Origin of the sequence: Methylobacterium sp. DB0501 (assembly GCF_011043735.1) — a bacterium.
Lineage (GTDB): Bacteria > Pseudomonadota > Alphaproteobacteria > Rhizobiales > Beijerinckiaceae > Methylobacterium > Methylobacterium alsaeris.
This window is the reverse complement of record NZ_JAAKGV010000008.1, coordinates 78521-102134: the sequence shown is the minus strand read 5'-3', so window position 1 is coordinate 102134 and position 23614 is coordinate 78521. Positions and strand designations below refer to the sequence as shown.

At 71.5% G+C, this 23614-nt stretch carries 26 protein-coding genes and 1 tRNA gene; 6 read left to right on the top strand and 21 right to left on the bottom strand.

What is annotated here, in order from left to right; all coding sequences use genetic code 11:
- Nucleotides 1-3 precede the first annotated feature (3 nt).
- From G4G93_RS13580 to G4G93_RS13525, 12 genes are all read right to left on the bottom strand, one after another.
- Nucleotides 4-930 (bottom strand): DMT family transporter, encoded by a 927-nt coding sequence (locus tag G4G93_RS13580; protein WP_312891976.1) that lies wholly within the window; start codon nt 928-930, stop codon nt 4-6.
- A 37-nt stretch (nt 931-967) separates the two neighbouring features.
- Nucleotides 968-2239, bottom strand: a complete 1272-nt coding sequence (locus G4G93_RS13575; protein ID WP_165084941.1) for an arsenic transporter — start codon at nt 2237-2239, stop codon at nt 968-970.
- A gap of 279 nt (nt 2240-2518) precedes the next feature.
- Entirely contained in the window at nt 2519-3610 is a 1092-nt protein-coding gene (locus G4G93_RS13570; protein ID WP_165084940.1) for a metallophosphoesterase, read from the bottom strand.
- Nucleotides 3611-3621: 11 nt separating this feature from the next.
- Complete coding sequence (locus tag G4G93_RS13565) at nt 3622-4950, bottom strand: MFS transporter (RefSeq protein WP_165084939.1); 1329 nt, start codon at nt 4948-4950, stop codon at nt 3622-3624.
- A 103-nt stretch (nt 4951-5053) separates the two neighbouring features.
- Nucleotides 5054-5833 carry a hypothetical protein gene (locus G4G93_RS13560; RefSeq protein WP_165084938.1) on the bottom strand — a complete coding sequence of 260 codons (780 nt, stop codon included), beginning with the start codon at nt 5831-5833 and terminating at the stop codon, nt 5054-5056.
- Between the two features lie 111 nt (nt 5834-5944).
- Nucleotides 5945-7333, bottom strand: a complete 1389-nt coding sequence (locus G4G93_RS13555; RefSeq protein ID WP_165084937.1) for a sigma-54 dependent transcriptional regulator — start codon at nt 7331-7333, stop codon at nt 5945-5947.
- On the bottom strand, nt 7309-8841 hold the full coding sequence (locus G4G93_RS13550; protein ID WP_165084936.1) for a PAS domain-containing sensor histidine kinase: 1533 nt from the start codon (nt 8839-8841) through the stop codon (nt 7309-7311). Before G4G93_RS13550 ends, G4G93_RS13555 begins: the two co-directional genes overlap by 25 nt.
- A gap of 269 nt (nt 8842-9110) precedes the next feature.
- Nucleotides 9111-9773, bottom strand: a complete 663-nt coding sequence (locus tag G4G93_RS13545) for a hypothetical protein (protein WP_206289750.1) — start codon at nt 9771-9773, stop codon at nt 9111-9113.
- A 277-nt stretch (nt 9774-10050) separates the two neighbouring features.
- The gene (locus G4G93_RS13540) at nt 10051-10266 is read right to left on the bottom strand and encodes a hypothetical protein (protein WP_165084935.1); all 216 of its coding nucleotides are present in this window, start codon (nt 10264-10266) and stop codon (nt 10051-10053) included.
- Entirely contained in the window at nt 10259-10471 is a 213-nt protein-coding gene (locus tag G4G93_RS13535) for a hypothetical protein (RefSeq protein WP_165084934.1), read from the bottom strand. Before G4G93_RS13535 ends, G4G93_RS13540 begins: the two co-directional genes overlap by 8 nt.
- 22 nt (nt 10472-10493) lie before the next feature.
- Nucleotides 10494-11375 (bottom strand): recombinase family protein, encoded by an 882-nt coding sequence (locus G4G93_RS13530; RefSeq protein ID WP_165084933.1) that lies wholly within the window; start codon nt 11373-11375, stop codon nt 10494-10496.
- A 79-nt stretch (nt 11376-11454) separates the two neighbouring features.
- Nucleotides 11455-11736, bottom strand: a complete 282-nt coding sequence (locus tag G4G93_RS13525; RefSeq protein ID WP_165084932.1) for a hypothetical protein — start codon at nt 11734-11736, stop codon at nt 11455-11457.
- A 544-nt stretch (nt 11737-12280) separates the two neighbouring features.
- Between G4G93_RS13525 and G4G93_RS13520 the strand changes: the two genes are divergently transcribed.
- Nucleotides 12281-13966, top strand: coding sequence for a methyl-accepting chemotaxis protein (locus G4G93_RS13520; protein ID WP_165084931.1), 1686 nt, complete (start codon nt 12281-12283; stop codon nt 13964-13966).
- 259 nt (nt 13967-14225) lie between these two features.
- Here the strand turns inward: G4G93_RS13520 and G4G93_RS13515 are convergent, their stop codons facing one another.
- The 4 genes from G4G93_RS13515 to G4G93_RS13500 all read right to left on the bottom strand — a co-directional run bounded on the left by G4G93_RS13515 (nt 14226) and on the right by G4G93_RS13500 (nt 15760).
- A complete protein-coding gene (locus tag G4G93_RS13515; protein ID WP_165084930.1) occupies nt 14226-14486 on the bottom strand; it encodes a hypothetical protein in 261 nt (86 codons plus the stop codon).
- Between the two features lie 150 nt (nt 14487-14636).
- On the bottom strand, nt 14637-14774 hold the full coding sequence (locus tag G4G93_RS13510; protein ID WP_165084929.1) for a hypothetical protein: 138 nt from the start codon (nt 14772-14774) through the stop codon (nt 14637-14639).
- A gap of 239 nt (nt 14775-15013) precedes the next feature.
- A complete protein-coding gene (locus G4G93_RS13505) occupies nt 15014-15460 on the bottom strand; it encodes a hypothetical protein (RefSeq protein WP_165084928.1) in 447 nt (148 codons plus the stop codon).
- Nucleotides 15461-15670: 210 nt separating this feature from the next.
- Nucleotides 15671-15760, bottom strand: a tRNA-Ser gene (locus G4G93_RS13500).
- Between the two features lie 289 nt (nt 15761-16049).
- Here G4G93_RS13500 and G4G93_RS13495 point away from each other — a divergent pair.
- Nucleotides 16050-16451, top strand: coding sequence for a response regulator (locus tag G4G93_RS13495; protein WP_312891975.1), 402 nt, complete (start codon nt 16050-16052; stop codon nt 16449-16451).
- Here the strand turns inward: G4G93_RS13495 and G4G93_RS13490 are convergent.
- The 5 genes from G4G93_RS13490 to G4G93_RS13470 form a co-directional block, all read right to left on the bottom strand.
- Nucleotides 16429-16686, bottom strand: coding sequence for a hypothetical protein (locus G4G93_RS13490; protein ID WP_206289749.1), 258 nt, complete (start codon nt 16684-16686; stop codon nt 16429-16431). The two genes, G4G93_RS13495 and G4G93_RS13490, sit on opposite strands and share 23 nt — an antisense overlap.
- A gap of 146 nt (nt 16687-16832) precedes the next feature.
- Nucleotides 16833-17036: a hypothetical protein gene (locus tag G4G93_RS13485; RefSeq protein ID WP_165084926.1), complete on the bottom strand. Its 204-nt coding sequence runs from the start codon at nt 17034-17036 to the stop codon at nt 16833-16835.
- Nucleotides 17037-17124: 88 nt separating this feature from the next.
- Nucleotides 17125-18141, bottom strand: coding sequence for an ABC transporter substrate-binding protein (locus tag G4G93_RS13480; RefSeq protein WP_165084925.1), 1017 nt, complete (start codon nt 18139-18141; stop codon nt 17125-17127).
- 76 nt (nt 18142-18217) lie between these two features.
- A complete protein-coding gene (locus G4G93_RS13475; protein ID WP_395413677.1) occupies nt 18218-19072 on the bottom strand; it encodes an ABC transporter permease in 855 nt (284 codons plus the stop codon).
- A 59-nt stretch (nt 19073-19131) separates the two neighbouring features.
- On the bottom strand, nt 19132-19902 hold the full coding sequence (locus G4G93_RS13470; RefSeq protein WP_165084923.1) for an ABC transporter ATP-binding protein: 771 nt from the start codon (nt 19900-19902) through the stop codon (nt 19132-19134).
- Nucleotides 19903-20043: 141 nt separating this feature from the next.
- Here G4G93_RS13470 and G4G93_RS13465 point away from each other — a divergent pair, with 141 nt between their 5' ends.
- From G4G93_RS13465 to G4G93_RS13450, 4 genes are all read left to right on the top strand, one after another.
- The gene (locus G4G93_RS13465) at nt 20044-20721 is read left to right on the top strand and encodes a response regulator transcription factor (protein ID WP_165084922.1); all 678 of its coding nucleotides are present in this window, start codon (nt 20044-20046) and stop codon (nt 20719-20721) included.
- Between the two features lie 43 nt (nt 20722-20764).
- Nucleotides 20765-22162: a sensor histidine kinase gene (locus tag G4G93_RS13460; protein ID WP_165084921.1), complete on the top strand. Its 1398-nt coding sequence runs from the start codon at nt 20765-20767 to the stop codon at nt 22160-22162.
- Nucleotides 22159-23277: an ABC transporter substrate-binding protein gene (locus G4G93_RS13455; protein WP_312891973.1), complete on the top strand. Its 1119-nt coding sequence runs from the start codon at nt 22159-22161 to the stop codon at nt 23275-23277. The genes G4G93_RS13460 and G4G93_RS13455 overlap by 4 nt, the downstream gene beginning before the upstream one ends.
- 74 nt (nt 23278-23351) lie before the next feature.
- Nucleotides 23352-23534 carry a hypothetical protein gene (locus G4G93_RS13450; protein WP_165084920.1) on the top strand — a complete coding sequence of 61 codons (183 nt, stop codon included), beginning with the start codon at nt 23352-23354 and terminating at the stop codon, nt 23532-23534.
- The last annotated feature ends 80 nt before the right edge of the window (nt 23535-23614 follow it).

Sequence of the window (23614 nt, the reverse complement as noted above, 5' to 3'; positions counted from 1 at the left end):
CGGTCAGAACACCGAGATCAGCACGATCCCGCCGACCATCAGGGCGGCGCCGAGGAGCCGCGGCGGGCCGGCCTTGACCTGGCGCATGCCGAGCCAGCCGAAATGGTCGAGGGCCACCGAGGTCAGGAGGTTGGCGGTGATCAGGAGGCCGTTGAGGGCGCCGGCCCCGACCTTGTCGACGAAGAGCAGGCCCGCGAACACCGCGACCGCCCCGGTGAGGCCGGCGAGCGGCATCCACCAGCGGATGCCGGCCAGATCCTCGCGGGTCGGCAGCGGCGTGGGCTTGAGCAGAGTCATCAGTGCGAAGGCGAAGACCACGGGCACGAAGGACACCGTCGCGGCGAGCCACGGATTGACCAGCGCCCCCCGCAGCTGGGAGTTCCACACCACGCCGATCGCCATCAGGGCACCGGCGACCAGGATGAACGGGTAGAGCAGCTTGCCGCCGACGCCGTGGCTCTCGCCCCCGTCCTTGTTGCCCGCCGTTTTGGCGATGAACACCACGCCCGCCGCCATCAGGAGCCCGCCGAGCCAGGGCAGCGGCTTGAAGCCGGCGGCCTGGAGCCCGAACAGGCCGAACGCGTCGAGGGCCAGCGAGGTGATGATGTTGGCCGTCAGCGTCAGGCCGTTGAAGGGGCCTGCCCCGACCTTGTCGATGAAGGCGAGCCCGCCGAACACCGCGACCGCGCCGGCCAGCCCCCCGAGCGGCGCGTACCAGGGCATTTTGCCCAAGGTCTCGAGGCTCGGCAGCGGCGTCGGCATCACCAGGAACAGCGTGACGAAGACGAACACGATCGGCAGGAACGACACCGTGGCGGCGAGCCACGGGTTGACCATCCGGCCGCGCAACTGCGCGTTCATCGCGTTGCCGAGGGCCTGCAGCACACCGGCCACCAGGATGAAGGGATAGAGGAGCGCGGCGATCGACACGGGGCAAGCCTTCCGTTCGGGGGGAGTCGACGAGGTGTCAGACGAGAAGGAGCCCTGCGAGCGCCAGCGCGAGGGCCGGCGGCATCACCAGCGCGCCGAGCTTGAGGAAGCTCCAGAAGCTCACGTCCTGGCCCTCGCGCCGGATGGCGGTGAGCCACAGGATGGTGGCCAGCGATCCGGTGACGGAGAGGTTCGGCCCGAGATCGACGCCGATCAGCACCGCGCCCGCCACCTTCTCGGGCACGTGGGCGGCCTGCACCGCGGCACCGGCGATCAGGCCGGCCGGCAGGTTGTTGACGAGGTTGCAGGCAAAGGCGATCAGCGCGCCGGCACCCCAGGCGGTCTGGTCGGGGGCGGCGGTGGCGGCCTGCTTCAGGGCGTCGGCGATCATCGCCAGCACGCCGGTCTTCTCCAGCGCCTCGACCAAGACGAACAGGCCGGCGACGAGCGGCAGCACGCTCCAGGACACGTCCTTGACGACGTCCACGGCGCCGCTGCCGCGACGGAGCGCCAGCACGATCAACGTGGTCGCGAGCCCTGCGACGAAGGTCGGCAGGCCGAGATCGCGCCCCAGCGCCGAGGCGCCGATCAGCACCGCACCCGTCGCCACGATGCCGAGGCCCGCGACGATCCCGGTGCGGGACAGGGACGCCGTCTCGACATCGGTGGCGACCCTCTGCTGCCGCAGGGTCCCGTTCTGGGTCAGGCGCAGCACCAGATAGGTCGTCCCGATGGCCAGCACCGACGGCAGGCCGAACAGGGCGAGCCACCGGGTCAGCGGCGGCATGTGTTCGGCGAAGACCACGAGGTTGGCCGGGTTCGAGATCGGCAGCACGAACGAGGCTGCATTGGCGATGAAGGCGCAGATGAACAGGTACGGCAGGGGGTTCTCGACCTTGGCGGCGCGGGTCGCGGCGTAGACCGCCGGCGTCAGCACCACCGCGCAGGCGTCGTTCGACAGGAACACCGTGACGACGGTGCCGACGAGGTAGACCAGGGTGAAGAGCCGCGTCGCCGAGCCCTTGGCGGTGCGCACCGCGATGCCGGCGAGCCAGTCGAACAGACCCTCCTTCCGGGCCACCTCCGACATCAGCATCATGCCGACGAGGAACAGGTAGACGTCGGTCCCCTTGAGCACGCCCTCCCAGGCGGTGCCGGCTGGGAGCAGGCCGAGGAGCACCAGCGCGAGGGCGCCCGCCACCGCCCAGATCGCCTCCGGCCAGGAGAATGGGCGCACGATCACGCCGAGGGTGGCGAGGGCGGCGATCGCCCAGGTCGCGAGGTTGGGGCTGAGCGTCAGCGCGGCCATGGGGGGAGAAGTCCTGTCGTCACGGTAGAGGGGTGGAGAAGGGGGGCGGTTGCGCGGGAGGATCGTTCGACCCTCCGCGTCAAACCGGGTCCGCGCAGCGGAGCCCGGATCAACGCGGAGGGTGACAGTCATGCGACTTCCGATTGATTGCTTCGCAATGCGGAAGGTCGCTTCGCTCAAGCGCCGCGCGGGCTGGTGATACGAAGTCCGGAAGGGATCGTCCGGACTTCGTATCGGGGATGTCGTCAACCGGTTCCGGAGCCCCGATGAGCCCCACGCTCACCATTGCCGCCCGTTGCGGTTCGGCCCGAGCTGCGTCCCCAGGAGGCCCCGCGCCTCCCAGGCGCCGAGCGCGTCGGCGTCGCTGCCGATGCCGCGGGAGGTCGGCAGGCCGTCCGGATCGTGCGCCGGCTCGATGACGTCGGTATCCTCGGTCCCCGCGCCGATCGCCCGCACGGCGATCGTCCGGGCACCCGCCGGCCACGCCACCGCGGCCTCGTGGCCGCGTGCGCCCTCAGGCCGGGCCATCGGCTGCCACGGCCCGTCGTCGATGCGGAACGCGACCGCCTCCGCCGGCCCCAGCACCAGGGCGCGCAGGGTGAAATGCTCGCCGACGATGTGGCCGGAATCGTGGGCGAGGCGTCGGTCGGCGGGCGCGGTGATGAGGACGAACGGCCAGGGCCGCGCCAGCTCCTTGAAGCGCCAGCTCACCACGCCCCCGTCGAGGGCGGCGACCGCGTAGCCGACCGGGCCCTCCTCGATCTGGCCGGTGGAGCGGGTCGCCGCGTAGACGGTGCGGCCGTCATTGGCGAGTTCGTTGTAGTGGGTATGGCCCATCTCGACGAGCCGCACCGGCCCGCGATGGATGAGGTCGGCGACGCGGGCCGCCTCGCCCTCGCCCTTCAGGTCGGCGGGGTAGCTGTGCATGAACAGGGCGACGTCCCGGGACGCCGCCTGTTCAAGCTCCGCGGCGAGCCAGGCGACCTGGTCCGCGCCGAGCCGGAAATCCGGCCCGCCGGAGCCGGGGCCGCACATGTCGAGGAACAGGCAGCGCACGCCCCGGACGTCGACGGCGTAGGGCAGGCGGGGCACGTGCAACCCGGCATAGAACGCGTCGAGGCTCCCGCCCTCCATGTCGTGGTCGCCGGTGATCACGTGGACGGGCAGGCGGAGCCGGTCCAGGCCTGCCCGCACCAGGGCGTATTGCTCGGGAAGGCCTTGATCGGCGTTGTCCCCGGGCACGAAGACGAAGTCGAGGCCGTCGGCTTCGTTCAGCTGGGCGACGATCGACGAGAAGTCGCGGGCATTCCCGGCCCCACCGTCCGTCAGGTGCAGGTCGCCGATATGGGCGAAGGCGAGGAGGGCGGCCATGGTCCCGGCCCTCAGGCGGTTGCCAGGGCCGGGCGGCCGGTCGGGTCGGACGGCGTGCCGGCCTGGGTCGGCACGAAGCCGCGGGTCTCGGGCATCACCGTCAGGTAGAGGGCGAAGCCGATTCCGGCGATCGCCGCGAGCGTCAGGAACGCCGCCGAGTAGCCGGCCGAGACGATGATGAGGCCGGCGAGCGTCGCGCTCAAGCTCGCGCCGAGCCCCTGCGCGGTCGCGACCGCGCCCTGGCTCACGTTGAACCGCCCGGTGCCGCGGGTGAGGTCGGCCACCACGATCGGGAACAGCGCGCCGTAGACGCCGGCTCCGACGCCGTCGAGGAGTTGCACCGCCACGAGGTAGAACGGGTTGTTCGAGAAGGTGTAGAGCACGCCGCGCAAGGCGAGCACGCCGAAGGCGGCCAGGAAGATCGGCTTGCGGCCGATCGCATCGGCCTTGTGGCCGACGAACATCGCCACCGGCACCATCACGCATTGCGCCGCCACTATGCAGATCGCGATCAGCGAGGTCGCGTTGTCCTTGCCAGACAGGTGGGTGAGGAGCTGGCCGACCGAGGTCAGCATCGCGGCGTTGGAGAGATGGAAGATCGCCGCCAGCAGCGCGAACAGCATCAGGTACTTGTTCTGCAGCAGCGCGGTCAGGCCGGAGGGCTGCTCCTCGCAAGACTCGTCCTCGGCGCAGTCGAGGCCGCGGGCGAGGTCGTTGTCGATCGCCTCGGACGGCACCATCAGCATCGCGCCGATCGAGAGCGCGGCGAGGATGCCCATCAGCCAGAACACCACGATCGGCCCGAACAGGTAGGCCAGCCCCCCGGCGAGCGCAGCCGAGACGGCGTTGCCGGCATGGTTGAAGCCCTCGTTGCGGCCGATGCGCTTGGAGAAGAGCTTCGGGCCGACCACCCCGAGGGTGATGGCCGCGAGCGCCGGCGGGAAGATCGCCCCGGCGATGCCGGCGACCGACTGGGTCGCGGCCACGGCGTAGAAGTTCGAGATGAAGGGCAGCGTCAGGCAGCTCAGGGTCACGGCGAGGGCCGCCGCGATCACGATGGCACGCTTGTGCCGCGAGCGGTCGATCAGCGCGCCGGCGGGCGTCTGGGCGATCAGGCCGGCGATGCCGGCGATCGTCATGATCATGCCCGTGGTGGCTTCGTTCCAGCCCTGGTCGGGACCGCGCACGGCGATGAGGTAGATGGCGAGGTACGGCCCGAGGCCGTCGCGCACGTCGGCCAGGGTGAAGTTGAGCGCGTGGAGACCTCTCAGCGCCCGGGTGGACGGCCGCTTGTCGGGGGCGCCGGACGCAGAGGCAGTGACGGAGGGTGCCGTGCTCACCGTGATATCTCCCTTGGGGAAGGACCGGCCGATCCGCAGCCGAGAACCGGCCAGATTGCAGAAAGTTGCGACGCAACCGGGATTATTTACGTGCAACGACCGTTCAGGGCCTGCGCGGCGGCGGAGCCCCGGGCGGGGGTGGGGGAGCGATGCCGGGACCGGGCGGCGGCGGGGGAGCACCTCCCGGCGGGGGCGGGGGCGGGGGCGGGGCGTCGGGGCCGCCGGGCGGGCCGGCCTCGACCCGAGGGCCGGGCGGACGCGGCGGGCGCCCGCCGACCTCGACCAGGCTGTCCGGGCTCGTCCCGAGGGCGCGCAGCTCCACCACGGTCCCGAGCGGGCTCTTCGTCCGGGCGCCGCGGAAGCTGACCGCTTGGCCCGCCCGCAGGGTCGCGCCGAGGCGCGCCGCCTCGTGCGGCGGCAGCCGCAGAACCGTACCGTCGTCGAGGAGGGCGCCGTTCAGCTCGCCCCGGCGCCCGTGCAGGAGGGCGGCGATGCGGCCGCTCAGTACCGTATCCTCCGCCACCGGCTCCGGCGGGCCGAGGGTGACGAGCGTCGCGCCCGTCGCCTCGTTGCGGATCGAGGCGCCGTCGACGAGGGGGAGCGCGCGGGCGCGCATGCCGCGCACCGATACGGCGTCGCCCGGCCGGACGGTGAAGACCAGGGCGGCGGACAGCCGCGGCGGCAGCTTCACCTCGGTCCCGTCGGTGAGGATCAGGCCGTCGACGTCGCCGCGAGGGGTGAGCGTATATTGCTTCACCGTGCCCCTGGTCTCCGGCAGGGTGGCGGGATCCCAGATCGATGTCTCCTGCGCCGCGGCCGGACCGGCGGCCAGGATCGCCACCGCGAGGCCTGCCGCGCGGAGGCGGTGCTTGCCCGTCTGCATGAGTGTCGCTCGTCAGCACCGGCGGACGGCCGGCCCGGGCAGCCTCTGTCAACTCCCGTGCCAACGATCAAGCCTTTGCGAAACCTCGACAACCCTGCGGCAGGAACGAGGTCAGGCGTCGGGATTCCGGACATCCTCCGTCGGGATTTCGGACGACTCGGATTCGTGCAGGCGATAGCGCTCGATCTTGGCGTAGAGGAGCTGGCGCTGGATCCCGAGGCTCTTCGCCGCCCGGGCGCGGTTGCCGCCGCTGTCGCGCAGGGCCCGGCGGATCATCGCCTCCTCCAGCCGCGCCACCGCGCCCGGCAGATCGTCGCCGAGCCAGTCCGGCAGCGCGGACTCGGCCGCCGGCGCGGCGTCGCCGGCGAGGCCGAGATCCGCCGGGCCGATGGCCGGGCCGCGGGCGAGCAGGGCCGCCCGCTCGATGACGTTGCGCAGCTCGCGGACGTTGCCGGGCCAGGGATGGCGCATCAGGGCGGCGGCGGCCTCCGGCGTCAGGCGCTTCGGGCCGGCGCCGCTCGCGGCGAGAAAATGCTCGGCGAGCGCCAGGATGTCGGCCAGGCGCTCGCGCAGGGGCGGCAGGGCGATCGGCACGACGTTGAGGCGGTAGAACAGGTCCTGGCGGAATCCCCCCTCCGCGACGAGGCGCGGCAGGTCGCGGTGGGTCGCGGCCACCACCCGGACGGTGACCGGCACGGGCCGGCCGCCGACCGGCGTCACCACCCGCTCCTGGAGCGCCCGCAGGATCTTGGCCTGCATCGCGGGCGGCATGTCGCCGATCTCGTCGAGGAACAGCGTGCCGCCTTCCGCCTCCCGGAAGGCGCCTGGACGGTCCTGGGTCGCCCCCGTGAAGGCGCCGCGCAGGTGGCCGAACAGCTCGCTCTCGAGGAGGTCGGCGGGAATCGCCGCGCAATTCACCGGCACGAACGGCCCGGTCCGCCGGCGGCCATGGGCGTGCAGCGCGCGGGCGGCGATCTCCTTGCCGGTGCCGGTCTCGCCCTGGAGCAGCACGGTGGCGTCGCTGTCGGCGGCGAGCCCCACCGCCTTCTGCACCCGGCGCATCGCCTCGCTGGTGCCGATCAGGCAGGAGGCGCCCGGGGGCGCGGGCGCCGCCGCGATCGCGGCCGGGCGGGCCAGCATGCCGGCCAGCAGCCCGGCGAGTTCCGCCCGGCCGACCGGCTTCGTCAGGTGGTCGTAGGCGCCGAGCCGCATCGCCTCGATGGTGTTCTCGGCGCTGGCAAACGCCGTCAGCACCGCCACCGGCGGCGCCTCCGCCCGCGCCCGCAGGCGTTGCAGCACCGCCATCCCGTCGAGGTCGCCGGGCATGCGCAGGTCGAGGAGCACCGCGGCGATGGCGGGATCGGCGGCCACGCGCTCCAGCGCCTCGCGGCCGGAGGCGGCCAGCACCGGCCGATGGCCGAGGTCGCTCACCGTCTCGGCCAATCCCTCGCGCAGGGCCGGCTCGTCGTCGACGATCAGGATGTGGGCGACGGGCGCCATGGCAGATCGAGCTCGAAGGTCGCGCCGGGCCTCGGATGATCTGGACCCGGATCATCCGGACTCGAACCGCCTGGACCCGAGCCCTCGGGAGGTGGGGCGGTAAGGCGTGCCTGTCCACCATGGGCGCGGGCGATCTCGCGCACGATCGCGAGACCCAGGCCGGTCCCGTCCGGGCGGGCGGTGACGAAGGGCTCGAACAGCCGCGCCCGCAGGGCTTCGGGCACGCCGGGCCCTTCGTCGCTGACCCGGATCCGCAGGCGGTCTCCCTCGTGGGCGCCCGAGAGCCGCACGAGGCCGCCGGCCGGGCTGTGCTGGATTGCGTTGAGCAGCAGGTTGTCGAGGGCCCGGCGGATCTGCCCGTCGTCGAGGCAGGGACGCCCGGAGGGCGCGTCGCCGACCGCGATCCGCACGCCCTGCGCCCGGGCGAGGTCGTCGTGAAGATGGGCGCACTCGGCGAGCATCCCGGCGAGGTCGGTCGGGGCGAGGGCCGGTGCCCGGGGCTGGGTCAGGCTGAGGAGGTCGCGCAGCAGCCGGTCTAGGCGCGAGACCTGATCCAGGACGAGGTCGAGGGCGGCCCGGGGCCGAGCCGGGTCGGCGCTCGCCAGCGCGTTCTCGGCCTTGAGCCGCATCGCCGCCAGCGGATTGCGGATCTCGTGGGCGATGCCGGCCGCCAACTGGCCCAGAGCCGCCAGGCGCTCGGCCTCCGCGGCGCGGCGGCGGGCGGCGGCGAGGCGGACATCCGCGGCGTTCAGCGCCTCGACCAGCCGGTCGAGCTCGGCGAGGCCGGTCCGATCGAGGTGGAGGAGGTCGTTGCCCTCCGGGTCGCGCCCGAGCTGCCCTTCGAGCCGGGCGATCCGCCGGCCGAGCACCAGGAGCAACCGCCCGAGCAGCAGGGCCGACCCGAGCACGGTGGCGGCCAGGAAGCCGAACCCGGCCAGCAGCTGGCCGTAGGCCCGGCCCTGGTCGGTGTAGACCCGCGCCATGGTCCAGGCCGTCGCGCCGTGAACCGGGCCGCGCAGCGGGCAGCCCTGCACCACCAGCGTCTGGGTCCGGGCGACGCGGCGCGCCGCCACCGGCCGGTCGGCGCTCAGGCTCTCGGCGTTGATGCGGCGGATCGTGTCGAACTCGGCCGCCGGCAGGTCGGTCTTCGGCCCCGTGCCCTCGTAGGTCGGGAAGGCGTAGGCCGCCGCCCCCCCGGACGCGGTCCAGATCCCGCCTTCGATCCCCGGATGGCTGGCGAGCGCCGTCACCACCACGTCGGTGAGCTGCCGCGCCAGGGCCTCGTCGACCTCCGCGACGCTGCCGCCCCAGCCGGCGCTGAAGAACGCGAACCGGTCGCCGATCTCGCGGCAGGCGCGGGCGACCTGGATCTCGGCCTGGGCGACCTGCACGGCGGCGGACTGGGTGTAGAACTCGTAGAGCAGGTAGGCGGTCGCCGCGGCCGAGGCGAGGAGCAGGAACCAGAGGGCGAGAAGCGAGGCGCGGAGGGAGTGGAGGCGGGGGGCCATGGCGCTGACGGCGAGGGTGTCCTGAGCGGCGTGGAGGTTTCTCCCATGGGGGCGGTGAGAGGCGCAAATCGGCGGGCGATCGGGACGTTTCCTCGTGCCGTGAAGCGGGATCGTGGAGAACCGCGAACGGCGCAGGCGCCTCCTCTCCCCGCGGTCGCAGGGCTCGAGCGGCGGCGCTGCGCGTCATGGGTCCGGCGACTCTCCCGGCGGGCCTCCGCGACCGGGCAGCTGCCGCGGGGCCGCTGCTGGGGCGGACGCATCGGCATGGATCAGCGCCTCCAGCCGCCGGCAGGCGACGTCGAAGTAACCGGGATCGTGCCCGAGTCCATGAACGGACCGAGGATCGGCCCGTCCATGATGGAGAGCAGTCCATCCATCAGGGCGACGGGCTTGGCCGCCATGTGCAGCTTCGCCCGCGGCACCGGCACGGAGAAGCAGCCCGGCGCGGTGGCCCCCGCCATCGGCCGCGGCCCGTTCGAGCCCCAGACGACGTACTCGTCCTGCCCCGGTAGCGGCCGAGCACCGGCCGCACCGCCTGGGTCTTGTCCCAGGGCACGATACCCCGCCAGACCCAGCCCGCCACCTGGACGGAATCGGTGGTGACCGGCAGCTGGCGCCAGTCGCAGAAGGCGCCGAACAGCCCGCCCGGCACCACCGCCGCGCGGGCCCGGGCCATCCACAGGGCCGACCAGGCAAGGAAGCTGCGCTGGTCGCGCGTGTCGCCGGGCGAAGTCGCGGTGCAGGTGGCGGTGCTCGCTCTGCTGGTGCTTCTGGCTCGGCGGCCGCGCCCGCTCGCCAGCGGTGGTGCCGCCGCTCGAATAGGGCGGGTCGCACAACACCGCGCCGAGGGTGCCGGGCGCGGCTTCGGCCAGGGCCGCCGGCACGTCGAGGGCGTCGGCCCGGATCAGCGTCGCCGATCCGATCCTGACCACCTCGCGAAAGCCGGAGAGCGCGTCCCCGCACCGGCCGGGGAGAGCCGATGCGGGGAGCCGGTGCGCGTCGGGAGCGGACGCACGCAGGATTGGCCGCTCCGTGGCGGCCTTGGAATGGTGTTGAGGCATGACCTAGCGCTATGGTCCTGCCGCCGCAGCGCGCGGTGGCGGGGTGACCGGTTGTCCGGCCGGCAAAGGGTCATGCGTGGGCACCAACCACGCGGTTCGGGGTGGGGCAAACACCCTGGCTCCCGCCTCCCTTCGGAGCAGGATCAGTTTAGGGGCTCGGATGCGCCTCGGCGAGGCATGCGGCCCCTGCGTCAGCATCCACGCCGATCTTCTGCCGATCGAGCGCCGCCCGCACCCACCCCATCTCCTCGTCGAGCGCCCGCGCTTCCCAGCCCTCGAAGCTGTCGGCATCGTCGAGCGCGGTCCGCGCGGCGGCGAGCTGCGCGAGGCGGGCCTCGAGGGCGGCGGTGGGGTTCTCAGCCATTTACGCAGGTCCAGGTGCGAGGGCCGCCGGTGCAGGCCACCCGCTCGCGCAGGCGGCCGCGGCTGAGGGAGGCGCCAACCGTCCGGGCGGTCTGGCCGCTGCCGGGGCCCCGGCGACCGTGCGCGTCGAGGGCATCGTGCTGGCGCAGGCACAGGCAGGGCAGGGTGCGCCGGCGCAGCACGCCGGCGGGATCGCCGGCGCACACCAGCTCGCCCGCACAGCAGACGTCATGGATCGGCGGGCCCTTCGTTCGCGCGCTCGGTGATGATCGCCGCATGGGTGCCGGGGCAGAGCACGTGCCGCTCCTGCCCCGACCAGCGAAACAGGTATTCCGACAGATCGCGATACTTCGGGTTGTCGAGCAGGTAGCCGACCCGCGCCTGGTGCCAGCGCCCGCCGCGCGGGCCGGGCACGCCATCGGCATTGAGCCCGGCGGCGATCGCGGCCTGCGGCAGCCCGCGGGCCCGCTCGCGAAAGATCCGCCGGATGATCCGGGCCTGCGCTGGGTCGACCTGGAGCTGTCCCTCGCCGTCGCGCCGGTAGCCGAACGGCACCCGCCCGCCGGCATACCCGCCCCGGCCGGCCTTGGCGGCGCGCCCGCCGGCGGTGCGGTCGCGGATGGCGTAGCGCTCCGACTCGGCCATGCCGGCGAGGATGGCGAAGAGGGTGCGGCCCATCGGGGTCGCGGTGTCGATCGGCTCGGTGACGGAGCGGATCACCACGCCGTAGCGCTCGGCCAACTCGGACACGGTGGTGACCGCGTAGCGGATCTCGCGGGCGAGCCGGTCGAAGCGGTAGACCAGCAGCACCGCGAAGGCCCGGGCCTCGGCGAGCGCCAGGACCTCGCCGAAGCCCGGCCGCTCGGAGGGCCGCGTGGCGCCCGAGACACCCGGATCGGCGATGACCGCGACCAGGTCGTAGCCCTGCGACAGGGCGAAGGCGCGGACCGCCTTGTCCTGCCCCTCGAGGCCGTGGCCGCTCGTCGCCTGCTCCTCGGTCGAGACCCGGGCATAGGCCACCGCCCGTATGGTGGTCTCGGCCTGCGCCGCGGCCGCGGCCTTGCTACGCGCACGCAGCCGGCCGACGCGCCGGGAGCCGACCGACGCCAACAAGCCTCTGATAATGTTGATTTTTATCGGATATCAGAATTGTGGCGCAGCGCTACAAACCGATACTCTTGAGAATACGTTATTTAGCCTTACCGCGGCGCCCGAAACGGCGCTCCACCGGCACCAACCGGCCATCCGTCATGAACACGCCGAGGCGTAGTTCGGTCCGGTCGGACCGCGGCGCCAGCACCCGGCCGACGGCGCCGAGCAGCTCGTGCTCCCGCGCCGCCCGCCGCAGGTCGCTCACCAGGGCATCCTTGTCGACGTGGAAGCGCTCGGGATCGCGGTGGCATGGCGCCAGGCGCTCCAGGCGATCGGTGAAGGTGGAGAGCTGAAGCGCCTCCACAGCGTGGTCCAGCACCGCAGCCCTCCGGGTTCCTGAAACGAAAAACGCCCGCCGGCGGTCAGCCTGCGGGCGCATCTCTTCAAGCCTGGCAAGTATGGCGGCTTCACTGCGGCAGTGCAAGCCCTGCGCTGCTCGGTCCGGCCATGCCAGCGCAACGCGAGAAGCCGCCTGGGGCATTGAGGAGGCCGTCGACCGGTCGGGCCGGCGCGCCCGGATGCGCAACTCCGGGAACGAGTTCAGCATAGGCTCATTGCTCGCAGACTCCGCGGTCGCCGCATCCATTTGCTGCGCACATCGGCTCATGCAACTTATAGGCTGCAGTTGCCGGTGCGAGAACTAGGCGTCAGACTAGATCGCACGGCCTAGCGAAGCAGTAGCAAGTCAGGCATCGCACACACGCCTGGCGCGAGCGCCATAAACGCGTCGTTCGCCGATCAATGTTAGAAACATTGGAAAAAAACTATTTGTTAGCTCTGAAATGGTCGGCTCCGCCAATCACAAATCTGATCGAGGGCGTGCGCGGCGCATCGATCGGCCATTTACGCGCCATCCCGCTCCCATGCAGCTTTCGATCAAGACCACCCTCGCCGGGTTATTCACCAGCGTGGCCCTCATCGCCGGCGCACAAGGAGCACTGTCGATCTTCGAGCTGGGGACCGTTCGCAACAGCGTCGTCGAGGTCTCGACGAACTGGCTGCCGTCGGTCGTCGCCATCAACGAGATGCGCGCGCAAGTGGATCAGGTACGCCTCAAGCAGTACCGCCTTGTCTCCGCAGCACAAGACCCACGATTTCTTGCAGAACATTTGCGTCAATACGAATCGAGCCTGGAGCACCTCGCGCAGGCCCGCACCCGCTACGAACCGTTGATCGCTTCCGAGGACGAGCGGGCGATATACAACGAATTTTCGTCGGGATGGAACAAGTACAAGCTAGCAAGCGACAATATCAAGAATTTGATCATTGTCGGGAAGAACGACGAAGCGCTCGTGGATTTGATCGGGCATGAACATCTGGCGCTCTACGACGCCGTGAGCGCGGCGCTGGATCGCGACGTGAAGCTGAATAACCACGGCGCGCAGCAAGACGCGAACGAGAGCGTGGTCGCCGCACGCAAGGCTACGATCACGGCTTGGATCGCGATCATCCTGTCCCTGGCCGCGAGCTTCGGCGCCACCTTGTACGGGATGCGGCGCATCTCGGCCCCACTCGGCCGCATCACCCGCATGATGGGAACCCTCGCGACCGGAGACACGACGATGGACGTTCCCTTCAAGGCCCGCCAGGACGAGATCGGCGCCATGGCTGCCGCCGTTCAGGTGTTCAAGGACAACCTGATCCGCACGCGGCGGCTCGAGGAGGAAACCGCCCTGGCCCGGGCCTCGGCCGAGGAGCAGCGGCGGGCCGGCATGCGCCAGATGGCGGATGCCTTCGAGCAGGCTGTCGGGGGCATCGTCGGCATGGTCTCCGCCTCGGCGACCGAGCTGCAGGCGACCGCCCAGACCATGACCGCGACCGCCACGCAGACCGCCGCCCAATCCACCGCCGTCGCGGCAGCCGCCGAGGAGGCGTCATCGAATGTCGGCACGGTGGCGGCGGCGGCGGAAGAGCTGGGAAACTCGGTGCAGGAGATCGGCCGGCAGGTTGACGGCTCGGCCCGGCTCGCCCAGGCCGCCGTTGCGGAAGCCGGGCAGACCGCCCATCAGGTGCATGCCTTGACCGAGGCGACGACCCGCATCGGCGGCGTCGTGGGGCTGATCTCCTCGATCGCCGCCCAGACCAACCTGCTGGCCCTCAACGCCACCATCGAGGCCGCCCGCGCCGGCGTGGCGGGACGGGGCTTCGCGGTGGTCGCCGCCGAGGTGAAGGAACTCGCCGGCCAGACCGCGAAGGCGACGGAGGAGATCACGACTCAGATCGCGGCGATCCAGGCCTCCACCGGTCAGGCGGCCGGCGCAATCAGCCACATCACCGCGCGGATCGAGGAAATCGCGAGCGTCGCGACCTCGATCGCCGCGGCGGTGGAGGAGCAGGGCGCCGCAACCCGGGAGATCGTCCGCAACGTCTCCCAGGCGGCCGCCGGCACCGGCGAGGTCACCGGCAACATCACCGGGGTGGCTGGCGCCGCGGAGGAGACGGGCGCAGCGGCGAGCCAGGTCCTCACCTCGGCCTCGGAATTGTCGCGCCAGTCCGAGCGCCTCTCGGCCGAGGTCACGCGCTTCCTCGCCACCGTGCGGGCAGCCTGACCCGCGCCAGGCTTCGCGGCGAAGGACCCTGGCGCCCTCACCGTGAAGACGAGGCGCGGTCCATCGGCCGAGAGGCGAGGGTGCACAGGCCTCGCACATACCAGGGCCGCAAACGTCGGGCAGCCCCACCGCCGGTGCGCCTGCCCGCTCTCGGCAGCCCGCCGCGCGGTCGATCCAGTCCGGCCCGACCGCCGCCGCGACCCCGCCTGCGCGCGAGCGCCACTCGCAGCACGAGCCCTTGTGGCCGGGCCGGACGCGGTCAATCGGCCTGTGTGGGGGCCGTCCGGATGAAGGTCAGCACCTCGTTCAGGGGCAGCGATCCGGGATAATCGGGGAAGGCGAGGGCAACGGGTGCGCCGAGGGCGGCCATGATGTCCCGCAAGCCGTCGACCCAGGCATCAGCCTCGGCCTGGGTCGCGAAACCCGCGCGGACCATTGTCTTGTTCGGATCAATGGTCACCGTGACGGAAAATCGCCCGTCCGGCATGTCAAAGATTTGATAGGTCACGCGGCGGGCCATTCGGTAGCCCTAACGCAAAAATCAAATCCTGGAAAGGCGATGTAACGGAGATTCACTTCGGGATAATCTGGCAAAGGAGCCCGTAATCCTCTCGCGAGGTCATTGCCGCTCGGTCGCGACTCGCGCCGTCAAGCCTGCCGCGTCCGGTCGCTACCGCCGCCGCGAGCCCCGCTTGCGGGCCAGCGTCGCCTGCGCCTGTCCCTCCGCCGCCCGCTGCTTCCAGGCCGGCTGCCACCGCAGCGCCCCGTCCGGATCGGCGCCCACCGCGCAGGCGCGGGCTCCCGGCACCAGGCACCCCGCCCCATCCGTGGCCTCGCCCGGCGCGGCCGGCGCTGCGGCTGAGCCGACGAGCCGGCCCGTCTCGCGCCCTGGCCCGATTGCCGCGCCAGCCAGTCCGCCGCCCCATCCTCGAGGAGATCGCGAAACCGCTGCGCCACCCCGGCCACCGCCGCCCGCCCGTCGCCGCGGCCGAGCCCGCGGGCGATACCGGCGAAATCCCGCCCCTCGGCCAGGACCCGTTTCTGCCATCAGTCGCGGAAATCGAGGGCCTGCGCTCGGGTCACTTCCTCCAGCGGCCGGTCGCCGATGACGTCGACGAGGTTGGCGATGGCCCGCAGCTTCGGATTGCGCCACTTGCGCAGCTGGTCCGGCGAGAGGTCGCGGTTGGCGGCGGCCGAGAGGCGCTCGAACTCGGCAAACAGCGTCGAGAGCCGCAGCGGGGCCGGCGCCTCGCCCCCGAGCACGGCCGCAACGGCGGCGGCCTCGGCAGTGCGGGGCTGGGCCATGATGGTGCGGATGCGTGCGAGCAGCTCGTCGTCCGGCAGCTCGGCGAGGCTCGGCGCCAGGCGGTAATCGAAGCCGAAGCCGCGGGCCCGCTTGCGCGCCGCGTCGTACCGCTCCTGCGCATCCTGCGACTGGCCGGCGAGCAGCCCGTGCCAATAGGTCTCGAGGTCGGCGTTGAGCGCATCGACCACCTACCGCGCCTTGGCGCCCCGCGGATCGTCGGCGACGCGGACCTTCGTGGTCTGGCGCATGATCACGCGCCGCACTTGGTCAGATAATCCGCCATCCCGCTGCGCCACGTTACACAGAGCGTTGCGCAGGATGATACACGCTAACCCATGGTCAGGGCAACGCGAACCGTCAAATTGTGAGGGATTTCAGATGCTTGCCAGCCAAGGGGCTGGCGGAGAGAGAGGGATTCGAACCCTCGATACGGTTGCCCGTATACACGCGTTCCAGGCGTGCGCCTTCAACCACTCGGCCACCTCTCCGGGCCAGACCTGCGGGGCGCCGGGGCGCCCGTGCGGGTCGGTGCCGTCCTCTAGCGGGGCGCGGGCCGCGGCGCAAGCGTGAGATCGTGTGCGGGATCGCGGAAGCGGTGAAATCTCACCGGTGCGGCGACGGCGGCGCTGCAACCGGCATGGGGTATCGGTCGTTTCGATCAACGGCCGGCGCAGGGGCGCCGGTCGGCCGGGACCGGCCGCCCGATCATCTGTGGCCGTCCGACCGCGCCGCTCCCGTGCGGGTCCCGGGCGGGCCCGACCGTCAAGGACAGGCGACGTGGACAACGACACCGTAAAGGCCAAGGACGATGTCAGGGACGAGCGGCCCGTGATCCTGGTGGTCGAGGACGAGGCGCTGACGATCATGGATCTCAGCGACGTGCTCGACGCCGCCGGCTTCGAGGCGCTGCAATCGGCCTCCGCCGAGCGGGCGCTGGGGCTGCTCACCGGGCGGGCCGACATCGTGGCGCTGATCACGGATGTCGAGCTGTCCGGCAAGACCGACGGCTTCGATCTCGCCCGCTCGGCGGCGCAGATGCGGCCCGACCTGCCGATCGTCGTCGTGTCCGGCCGCAGCAAGCCCGATCCGGACCGGATGCCGTCCCATGCCCGCTTCGTCGCCCGGCCGTGCCGCGGTGACGACATCCTGGAGGTCCTCAGGACCTTGATGAAGCGGTAGGGCGAGGGCCCTCGGATACCGGGCCGAAGGGCGGCTCCTGCGGGTCGGGCTCGGCGAGCCAGACCTCGACCGGGGCGCAGGCCGGCCCGAAATCGAGGATCAGGTTGCGTAGGCGGCGGGCCGGACCGCCCGGCACCCCGGGCATCTCGACCGACTCGCCGACGGCGCGCAGGACACCCTCGATCCTGCGTCGTCCCAGGGTCAGGCTGACGGGCGTCCCGCTGCACGTGTCCACGCTTCCTCTCCTCTCACTGTCAACCGGATAACGCCCCGCAGCGAGGCCTGGTCCATCCGGGACGCGATCAGGGTTACGGCCTGGTCACCGACGTGCACGACCTGCGGGCCTACACTTGCCGGTTGCGCGACGGCGTGACGGCTCGGTCAGCCGCCGGCCTTGAGGGCGCGCAGGCGCCGCGCCCCCGTCTCGGCCGGACTTCCGGACGGTGCGAGGCGACGCTCCAGGGCCTCGAACTGGCGGCTCTGCGCGCGTAGGAGATGCCGCAACGCCGCGATGCTGGCCTGAAGGTCGCGGGCATCGCCGAGCGGATCGGGGGGAAGGCGGGGTGTCGTCGCGTGAGTCGGCATGCGCCGCATGAGGCGACGACATGCTTAACCGGACGTAAAAATCCCCGCCGCGCGGAGCGCGGCGGGGCCGGTCGGGCGACGGGGGCGCTCAGCTGCCCGAGCGGTCGCGCAAAGCCGGGATGAACAGGTCCTGCCAGGTCGCCGGCTTGGTCTTCATGATGCCCGCCCGGTTCATGAAGGTCACGAACTCCATGATGCCGTGCGGCGTCGCCGAGAACCGGCTGTCCGGGTCCTCGATGATCTGAACCACCTCCTGCGGGCTCACCTTCACCTTGGAGGCGCGGGAGAAGATTTCGGCGGTCTCGGTCTTATTATTTTTGATGAACTCGTTCGACTCGTCGAGGGCGGCCAGGAAGGCCTGGGTCATCTTCGGGTTCGTCTCGGTGAAGCGCTTGAGCGCGAACACCACGTTGAGGGTGATGTCGCCGAAGATCTGCGAGGCCTTGAGGATCGTGCGCACCTTCGGGTCGGCGCGCTCGACCTGGGTGAAGGGCGGCGAGGCGAAGTGGGCGACGATCTCGGTCTTGCCCGAGAGCAGGGCCGCGACCGCCTCCGGGTGCGGCAGGCCGACGGTGCTCGAATCGAGCTTGGTGTAGTTCTCCGGCCCGAACTGCTTGGCCACCGCCATCTGCAGCACGACCGCGGCGAGCGAGGTCTTGATGCCTGGGATCGCGATCTTGTCCTTCGGGGTGAAGTCGGCCAGCGACTTGATCTCGGGCTTGATCACGTTGAGGTCGAGGGCGGTCGCGGAGAGGCCGGAGACGCCGATCACCTCGGTCTTCGGGCTGCCGCGGCCCTTCGACCAGAGGGCGAGGAAGCCCGGGGCGCCGGTGCCGGCGATGTCCAGCGAGCCGGCGATCATCGCGTCGTTGATGACGTTGCCGCCGTCCAGGGTGAGCCAGGTCACCTTGACGTCGCCGAGGCCCGCTTTGGCGGCCTGGGCCTCCAGGAACTTCTTCTCCTGCATCACGAAGAGCGGCAGGTAGAGGGCGCCGTAGCCCTTCGAGATGCGAACCTCGGACACCTCGGCGCGGGCGGCGCCGAGGTTCAGGGAGAGAGCGAGGGCGGCACCGGCCGCGAGGCCGAGGAGCTTGCGTGTGAACATGGGGTTTCCTCCGGGATTGTCGTTGTGCGCGCCTCCGGAGCGTCGCCGCTCCGAAGGGCAGGGCCGTTCGTTTCTCTTAGTGCTGCATGCCCCAGCGGCGGATCGTCTTCTTCTCGATGTTGGCGAAGATCACGTTCTCGACGAAGAGGCCGATCATGATGACGGTGAACAGGCCGGCAAAGACGTTGGTGGTCTCGAGGGCGTTGCGGTTCTCGAAGATGTACCAGCCGAGGCCGCCCGAGCCCGAGGAGACGCCGAAGACGAGTTCCGCGGCGATGAGCGTGCGCCAGGCGAAGGCCCAGCCGACCTTCAGGCCGGTGAGGATCGAGGGGAAGGCCGCCGGGATCAGGATCGCCCGGACCAAGCTCAGGTTGCGCAGGCCGTAATTCAGGCCGACCATCTTGAGGGTGTTCGAGACCGAGCGGAAACCGGCATGGGTGTTGAGCGCGATCGCCCACAACACCGAGTGGACGAGGACGAACACCACGCTGCCCTGGCCGAGGCCGAACCAGATCAGGGCCAGCGGCAGCAGCGCGATGGCCGGCAGCGGGTTGAACATCGCGGTCAGCGTCTCAAGCAGGTCGGTGCCGATCCGCGAGCCGATGGCGAGCGTGGTGAGCAACGCCGCCAGCACGATGCCGATGCCGTAGCCGATGGCGAGCGTCTGGAGCGAGATCAGCGCCTTGGCGGGAATCTCGCCGCTCAGGATCGCCGAGGCGAAGGCCTCGACGGTCGCCGAGAAGGTCGGGAACAGGAGCGGGTTGTCGAGCCAGCGGCCGTAGGCTTCCCAGATCACCGCGAGGGCGGCGAGGACGACGGCCTTGCGCAGCCAGCTCTGGCGGTAGGCGAGCTCCGCGAAGGACAGGCGCTGCTCGACGCTGATCGCGCCGGCGGCGGAGGTCTCGCGGACGATCTCGGGCCTTTGGGCTATGGGTGTGCTGAGGGGGGCGAGGGTGGCGGTCACGGCGTATCTCCCGGAATTTCTCGTTGTCAGGCGAACAGCATGTCGTTGATGCGGGTCTCGAGGGCGCCCTGCGCCGCGGTGCCGAGCTCCGAGGCCGGCAGGCTGTTCAGCTCCGCCTTGACCTGGCCCGGATGGGGCGAGAGCAGCAGGATGCGGGTGCCGACCTTGATCGCCTCCTCGATCGAGTGGGTGACGAACAGCACCGTGAAGCGGGTGTCCTCCCACAGGCGCAAAAGCTCGTCCTGCATCTTGCGGCGGGTCAGCGCGTCGAGGGCGGCGAAGGGCTCGTCCATCAGCAGGATGTCGGGCTCCATCGCCATGCCGCGGGCGATCGCCACGCGCTGCTTCATGCCGCCCGACAGCATGTGGGGGAAGGAATCGGCGAACTTCGCCAGCCCCACCTTCTCGATGTAGGACATCGCCCGGTCCATCGCTTCCGCGCCGGTGGCGCGGCCGCTCGCCGTGAGGGCGAAGGCGACGTTCTGCTTGACGGTCTTCCAGGGCAGGAGCTGGTCGAATTCCTGGAACACCATCATCCGGTCGGGGCCGGGCTCGGTGACCTTGCGGCCCTTGAGCTTGATCTCGCCCTCGACGGGGGTCATGTAGCCGCCGATCGCCTTGAGCAGGGTGGACTTGCCGCAGCCCGACGGCCCGAGCAGAATGTAGCGGTCGCCCGGCATCACCTCGAAATCGACCCGGTAGGTCGCGGTGACCAGATGATCGGTCGTCTTGTACTGGAGCGTGACACCCTGGACCTGGAGCAGCGGCTCGGGAATGATGGTCGGGCGTGCGTTCATGGCGTTATCCTCCCGGTTTTCGTCGCTTGCGGAGCGAAGTTTCCCCTGAGGGTGCTTGGCCCGCCGTTGGACGTTGGGTAGCCTTCGAACCTGTCGCCAACCTGACAGATATTGCCGCCCGGCGGCCGAGGAGGAACTTTCGTGCGTATCCTGCTCGTCGAGGACACCCGGGACGTCGGCGAGGCCATCGCCGCCCGCCTGCGCGGGCTCGGCCACGCCGTCGATTGGGAGGTGGACGGCGCGGAGGGCGACGCGCTGCTCGCCGTCCAGGCCTACGACCTCGTGATCCTCGACGTGAACCTGCCCGGCCTCGACGGGTTCGCCATCCTCAAGCGCCTGCGCGCCCGGCGCGGACCGGTGCCGGTGCTGGTCCTCACCGCCCGCTCCGAGGTCGACGACCGGGTCGGCGCGCTCGATCTCGGGGCCGACGACTACCTGGTGAAGCCGTTCGACTTCCGCGAGCTGGAGGCGCGGGTGCGCGCGCTCCTGCGCCGCAACAGCGGGCATGCCGACAACGCGCTGACCCTCGGCAACCTGCGCCTCGACCGGGAGGCGCGCAGCGCCAGCGTGGCGGGAGAAGTCCTCGACCTGACGCGGCGCGAATGGACCCTGATGGAGATCCTGGCGGCGCGGCCCGGCCGCATCTTCGCCAAGGGCGAATTGCTGGAGCGGGTCTTCGCCTTCGAGGAGGAATCGAGCGAGAACGCCGTCGAGCAGATCGTGGCGCGGTTGCGCCGCAAGCTCGGCGCCGCCGGAGCCCAGGCCGAGATCCGCACCCTGCGCGGGCTCGGCTACCAGGTGGTGTGTCAGGAATCATGAAGTGCCAGAATCGTGACGTGTCAGGAATCGCGAACCCGCCGCCATGATCCCGCGCGCCCCCTCGGCCCTGGCCTCCTCGCTCTTTGCCCGTCTCGTGGCGGTGCTGGCCGTCGTCCTCGCCGCCGGCGCGGGGCTGCTCCTCGTCGCCGCCTGGGCCTCGGCGCGGCTTGCGGCGGACGAGGCCTATGACCGGCTCCTCGTCGGGGCGGCGTTGCAGATCGCCGAGTCCATCGCCAGCGACGGGCGCGAGATCTCGGTCGATCCGCCCTTCTCGGCCTTCGAGACCTTGGGGCTCAGCCCCCGCGACCGGATCTTCTACAAGGTGCTCGACCCCGCCGACCGGCTGCTGACGGGCGACGCCGACCTCGCGGTGCCGGTCGACCGGGCGCGGCTCGCCGCCGGGCCGGTTCTCCTCGACGCGGAGCATCGCGGCCAGGCGGTGCGGGCGGTGGTGGCGGGGCGCTACGTGCCGGACGCCGCGAAGGCGGGATTCGCCGCCGTGGTGGTGGCCCAGACCCGGGAGGCGCGGGGCCAGCTCGCCCGCGCCCTCACCGTGAAGGCGAGCCTGATGGTGCTGGCGATGAGCGCGCTGGCCCTCGGCGCCGTCGCGGTGGCGGTGCGGGCGGCCTTGCGGCCCCTGCGGGCCATCGAGGGCGTGCTGGCGGCCCGCGGGCCCAACGACCTCCAGCCCCTCGGCCTCGCCGCGCCGCAGGAGATCCACCTTCTCGTCACCTCGATCGACCATTTCATGGGCCGGCTCTCGGGGCACGTCGCGGTGATGAAGCGCTTCATCGCCGACGCCGCGCACCAGATCCGCACGCCGCTGACCGCGCTCGCCGCCCAGCTCGACCTCCTGTCGAGCGAAACCGACGAGGGGCGCCGCCGCGACCAGATCGACCGCCTGCGCCGGCGCACCGCCGAGCTCGGCCATCTCACCAACCAGCTCCTCAACCACGCCATGGTGATCCACCGCGCCCGCTCGGCGGCGTTCAGCCCGGTCGACGTGGCGGGGCTCGCCCGCCGTACCCTGATCGACGCCCTGCAGCAGGCCGGCGGCCGGTCGGTCGATGCCGGCTACGAGGGGCCGGACGGAGCCGTGACGATCCCCGGCGACGCCATCGCCCTGCGCGAGGCCCTGGCGAACCTGATCCACAACGCCTTCAAGCACGGTGCCCGCTCGCGGCTCACGGTCCGGCTCGGGCACGAACGCGGCCGGGTGCTGCTGGCGGTGGAGGATGACGGGCCGGGCATCCCGGCCGCCGACTGGGCCCGGGTGCGCGAGCCGTTCCAGGCCGCGACCGGCGGCGGCGTCGGCTCCGGCCTCGGCCTCTCGATCGCCGCCGAGGTCGCGGCGGCCCATGGCGGCGAGCTGCGCTTCGAGAGCCACTCCGAGAAGGGCTTCTGCGTGATCCTGTCCCTGCCGGACGAGGCCGCGTCGTGATCCGGCGCGCCATCCTCCTGCTCGCCCTGCTGCTCGCGCGCCCGGCGCTGGCCGAGGAGACGATGCGTTTCCCGGCGAGCGAGCACGAGCGCAGCACGCTGACGATCCGCGCCGCCGCCGACACCGACGCGATGGCGCCGCTGATCCGCGACTACCAGCTGCTCTACCCGGACGTGACGGTGGTCTATCACGAATACATCACCGCCGACCTGTTCAGCGGCCTCAAGGCGGCCTGCGCCGCCGGGCGGGCCTCCGACGACTACGCCGCCGACGTGGTGATCTCGTCCTCGGTCGACCACCTCATCAAGCTTGCCAATGACGGCTGCGCCCGGTCCCACCGTTCGATCGAGACCGGCCGCCTGCCCGACTGGGCGGCCTGGCGCAACGAGGTGTTCGGCTTCACCACCGAGCCGGCGGTGATCGCCTACCGTCCAGACCTGGTGCCGCGGGAGGACCTGCCGCGCAGCCGGGTCGAGCTCGTCGACCTCCTGCGGCGCAAGCCCGACGCCTATGCCGGGCGGATCGGCTCCTACGACATCACCCTGTCGGGCATCGGCTACCTGTTCGCGGTCTACGATGCCCGCGCGGCGGCCACCTATGGCCGCCTCGTCGAGGCGTTCGGGCGGGCGAACCTTCAGGTCCGGTGCTGCACCGCCGACCTGATCGCCGACCTCGAGGCGGGACGGATCACGATCGGCTACAACCTGCTCGGCTCCTACGTCTACGGCGCGATGCGGCGCGGCGCCCGCCTCGGCGTGGTGGTGCCGCAGGATTACACCCTGGTCCTTACCCGCGCCGCGCTGGTGCCGGTCACCGCCCGGGCGGTCGGGGACGCCTTCGCGTTCCTCGACTATCTCCTGTCGGAGCGCGGGCAGCGCGTCTCGCGCGAGCAGGGCTTCTTCTTCGACCGCAGCGGCCCGCTGCCGCCGGGCGTCGACGGGCCGCCGAGCCTGTCGGCGGCCGGCATCTTCCGGCCGATCACCGTCGGGCCGGTGCTGCTCGCCGTGCAGGACCGCGCCAAGCGCGCCCGTTTCCTCGCCGAGTGGCGCCAGTCGATCGGGCCGCAGGCCAAGGAGCCGAGGCAAGGGGCAGGGCGGCGGGCGGAGGAGCCGTGAGGCTGCCGCAACCCATCCCGGCTCCGCGCCGTTGACGGGAGGGAGACCCCGATCGTCACGAGGTGAAGACCGCCATGAAGGGATCGCCCTACAGCCTGTGGCTCTCCGCCGCCAACCGGGCCGCCGGCTTCTGGATGGGCCATGCCGCGAACGCGGTGCGGCGCCAGCAACGCGCGGCGGTGACCGAGATGACCAAGGCCGCGACGGTCAAGCCGAAGGCGAAAGGCCGGCGGCGGACCAAGCGGCGCACCGCCTGATCCGACCTCTTCGCGCGGCCCGCGAATCGCCCTAAGCTCCCCCGCCGTGAGCCGTCCCGCACGAGAACGGGCCGGCCTCG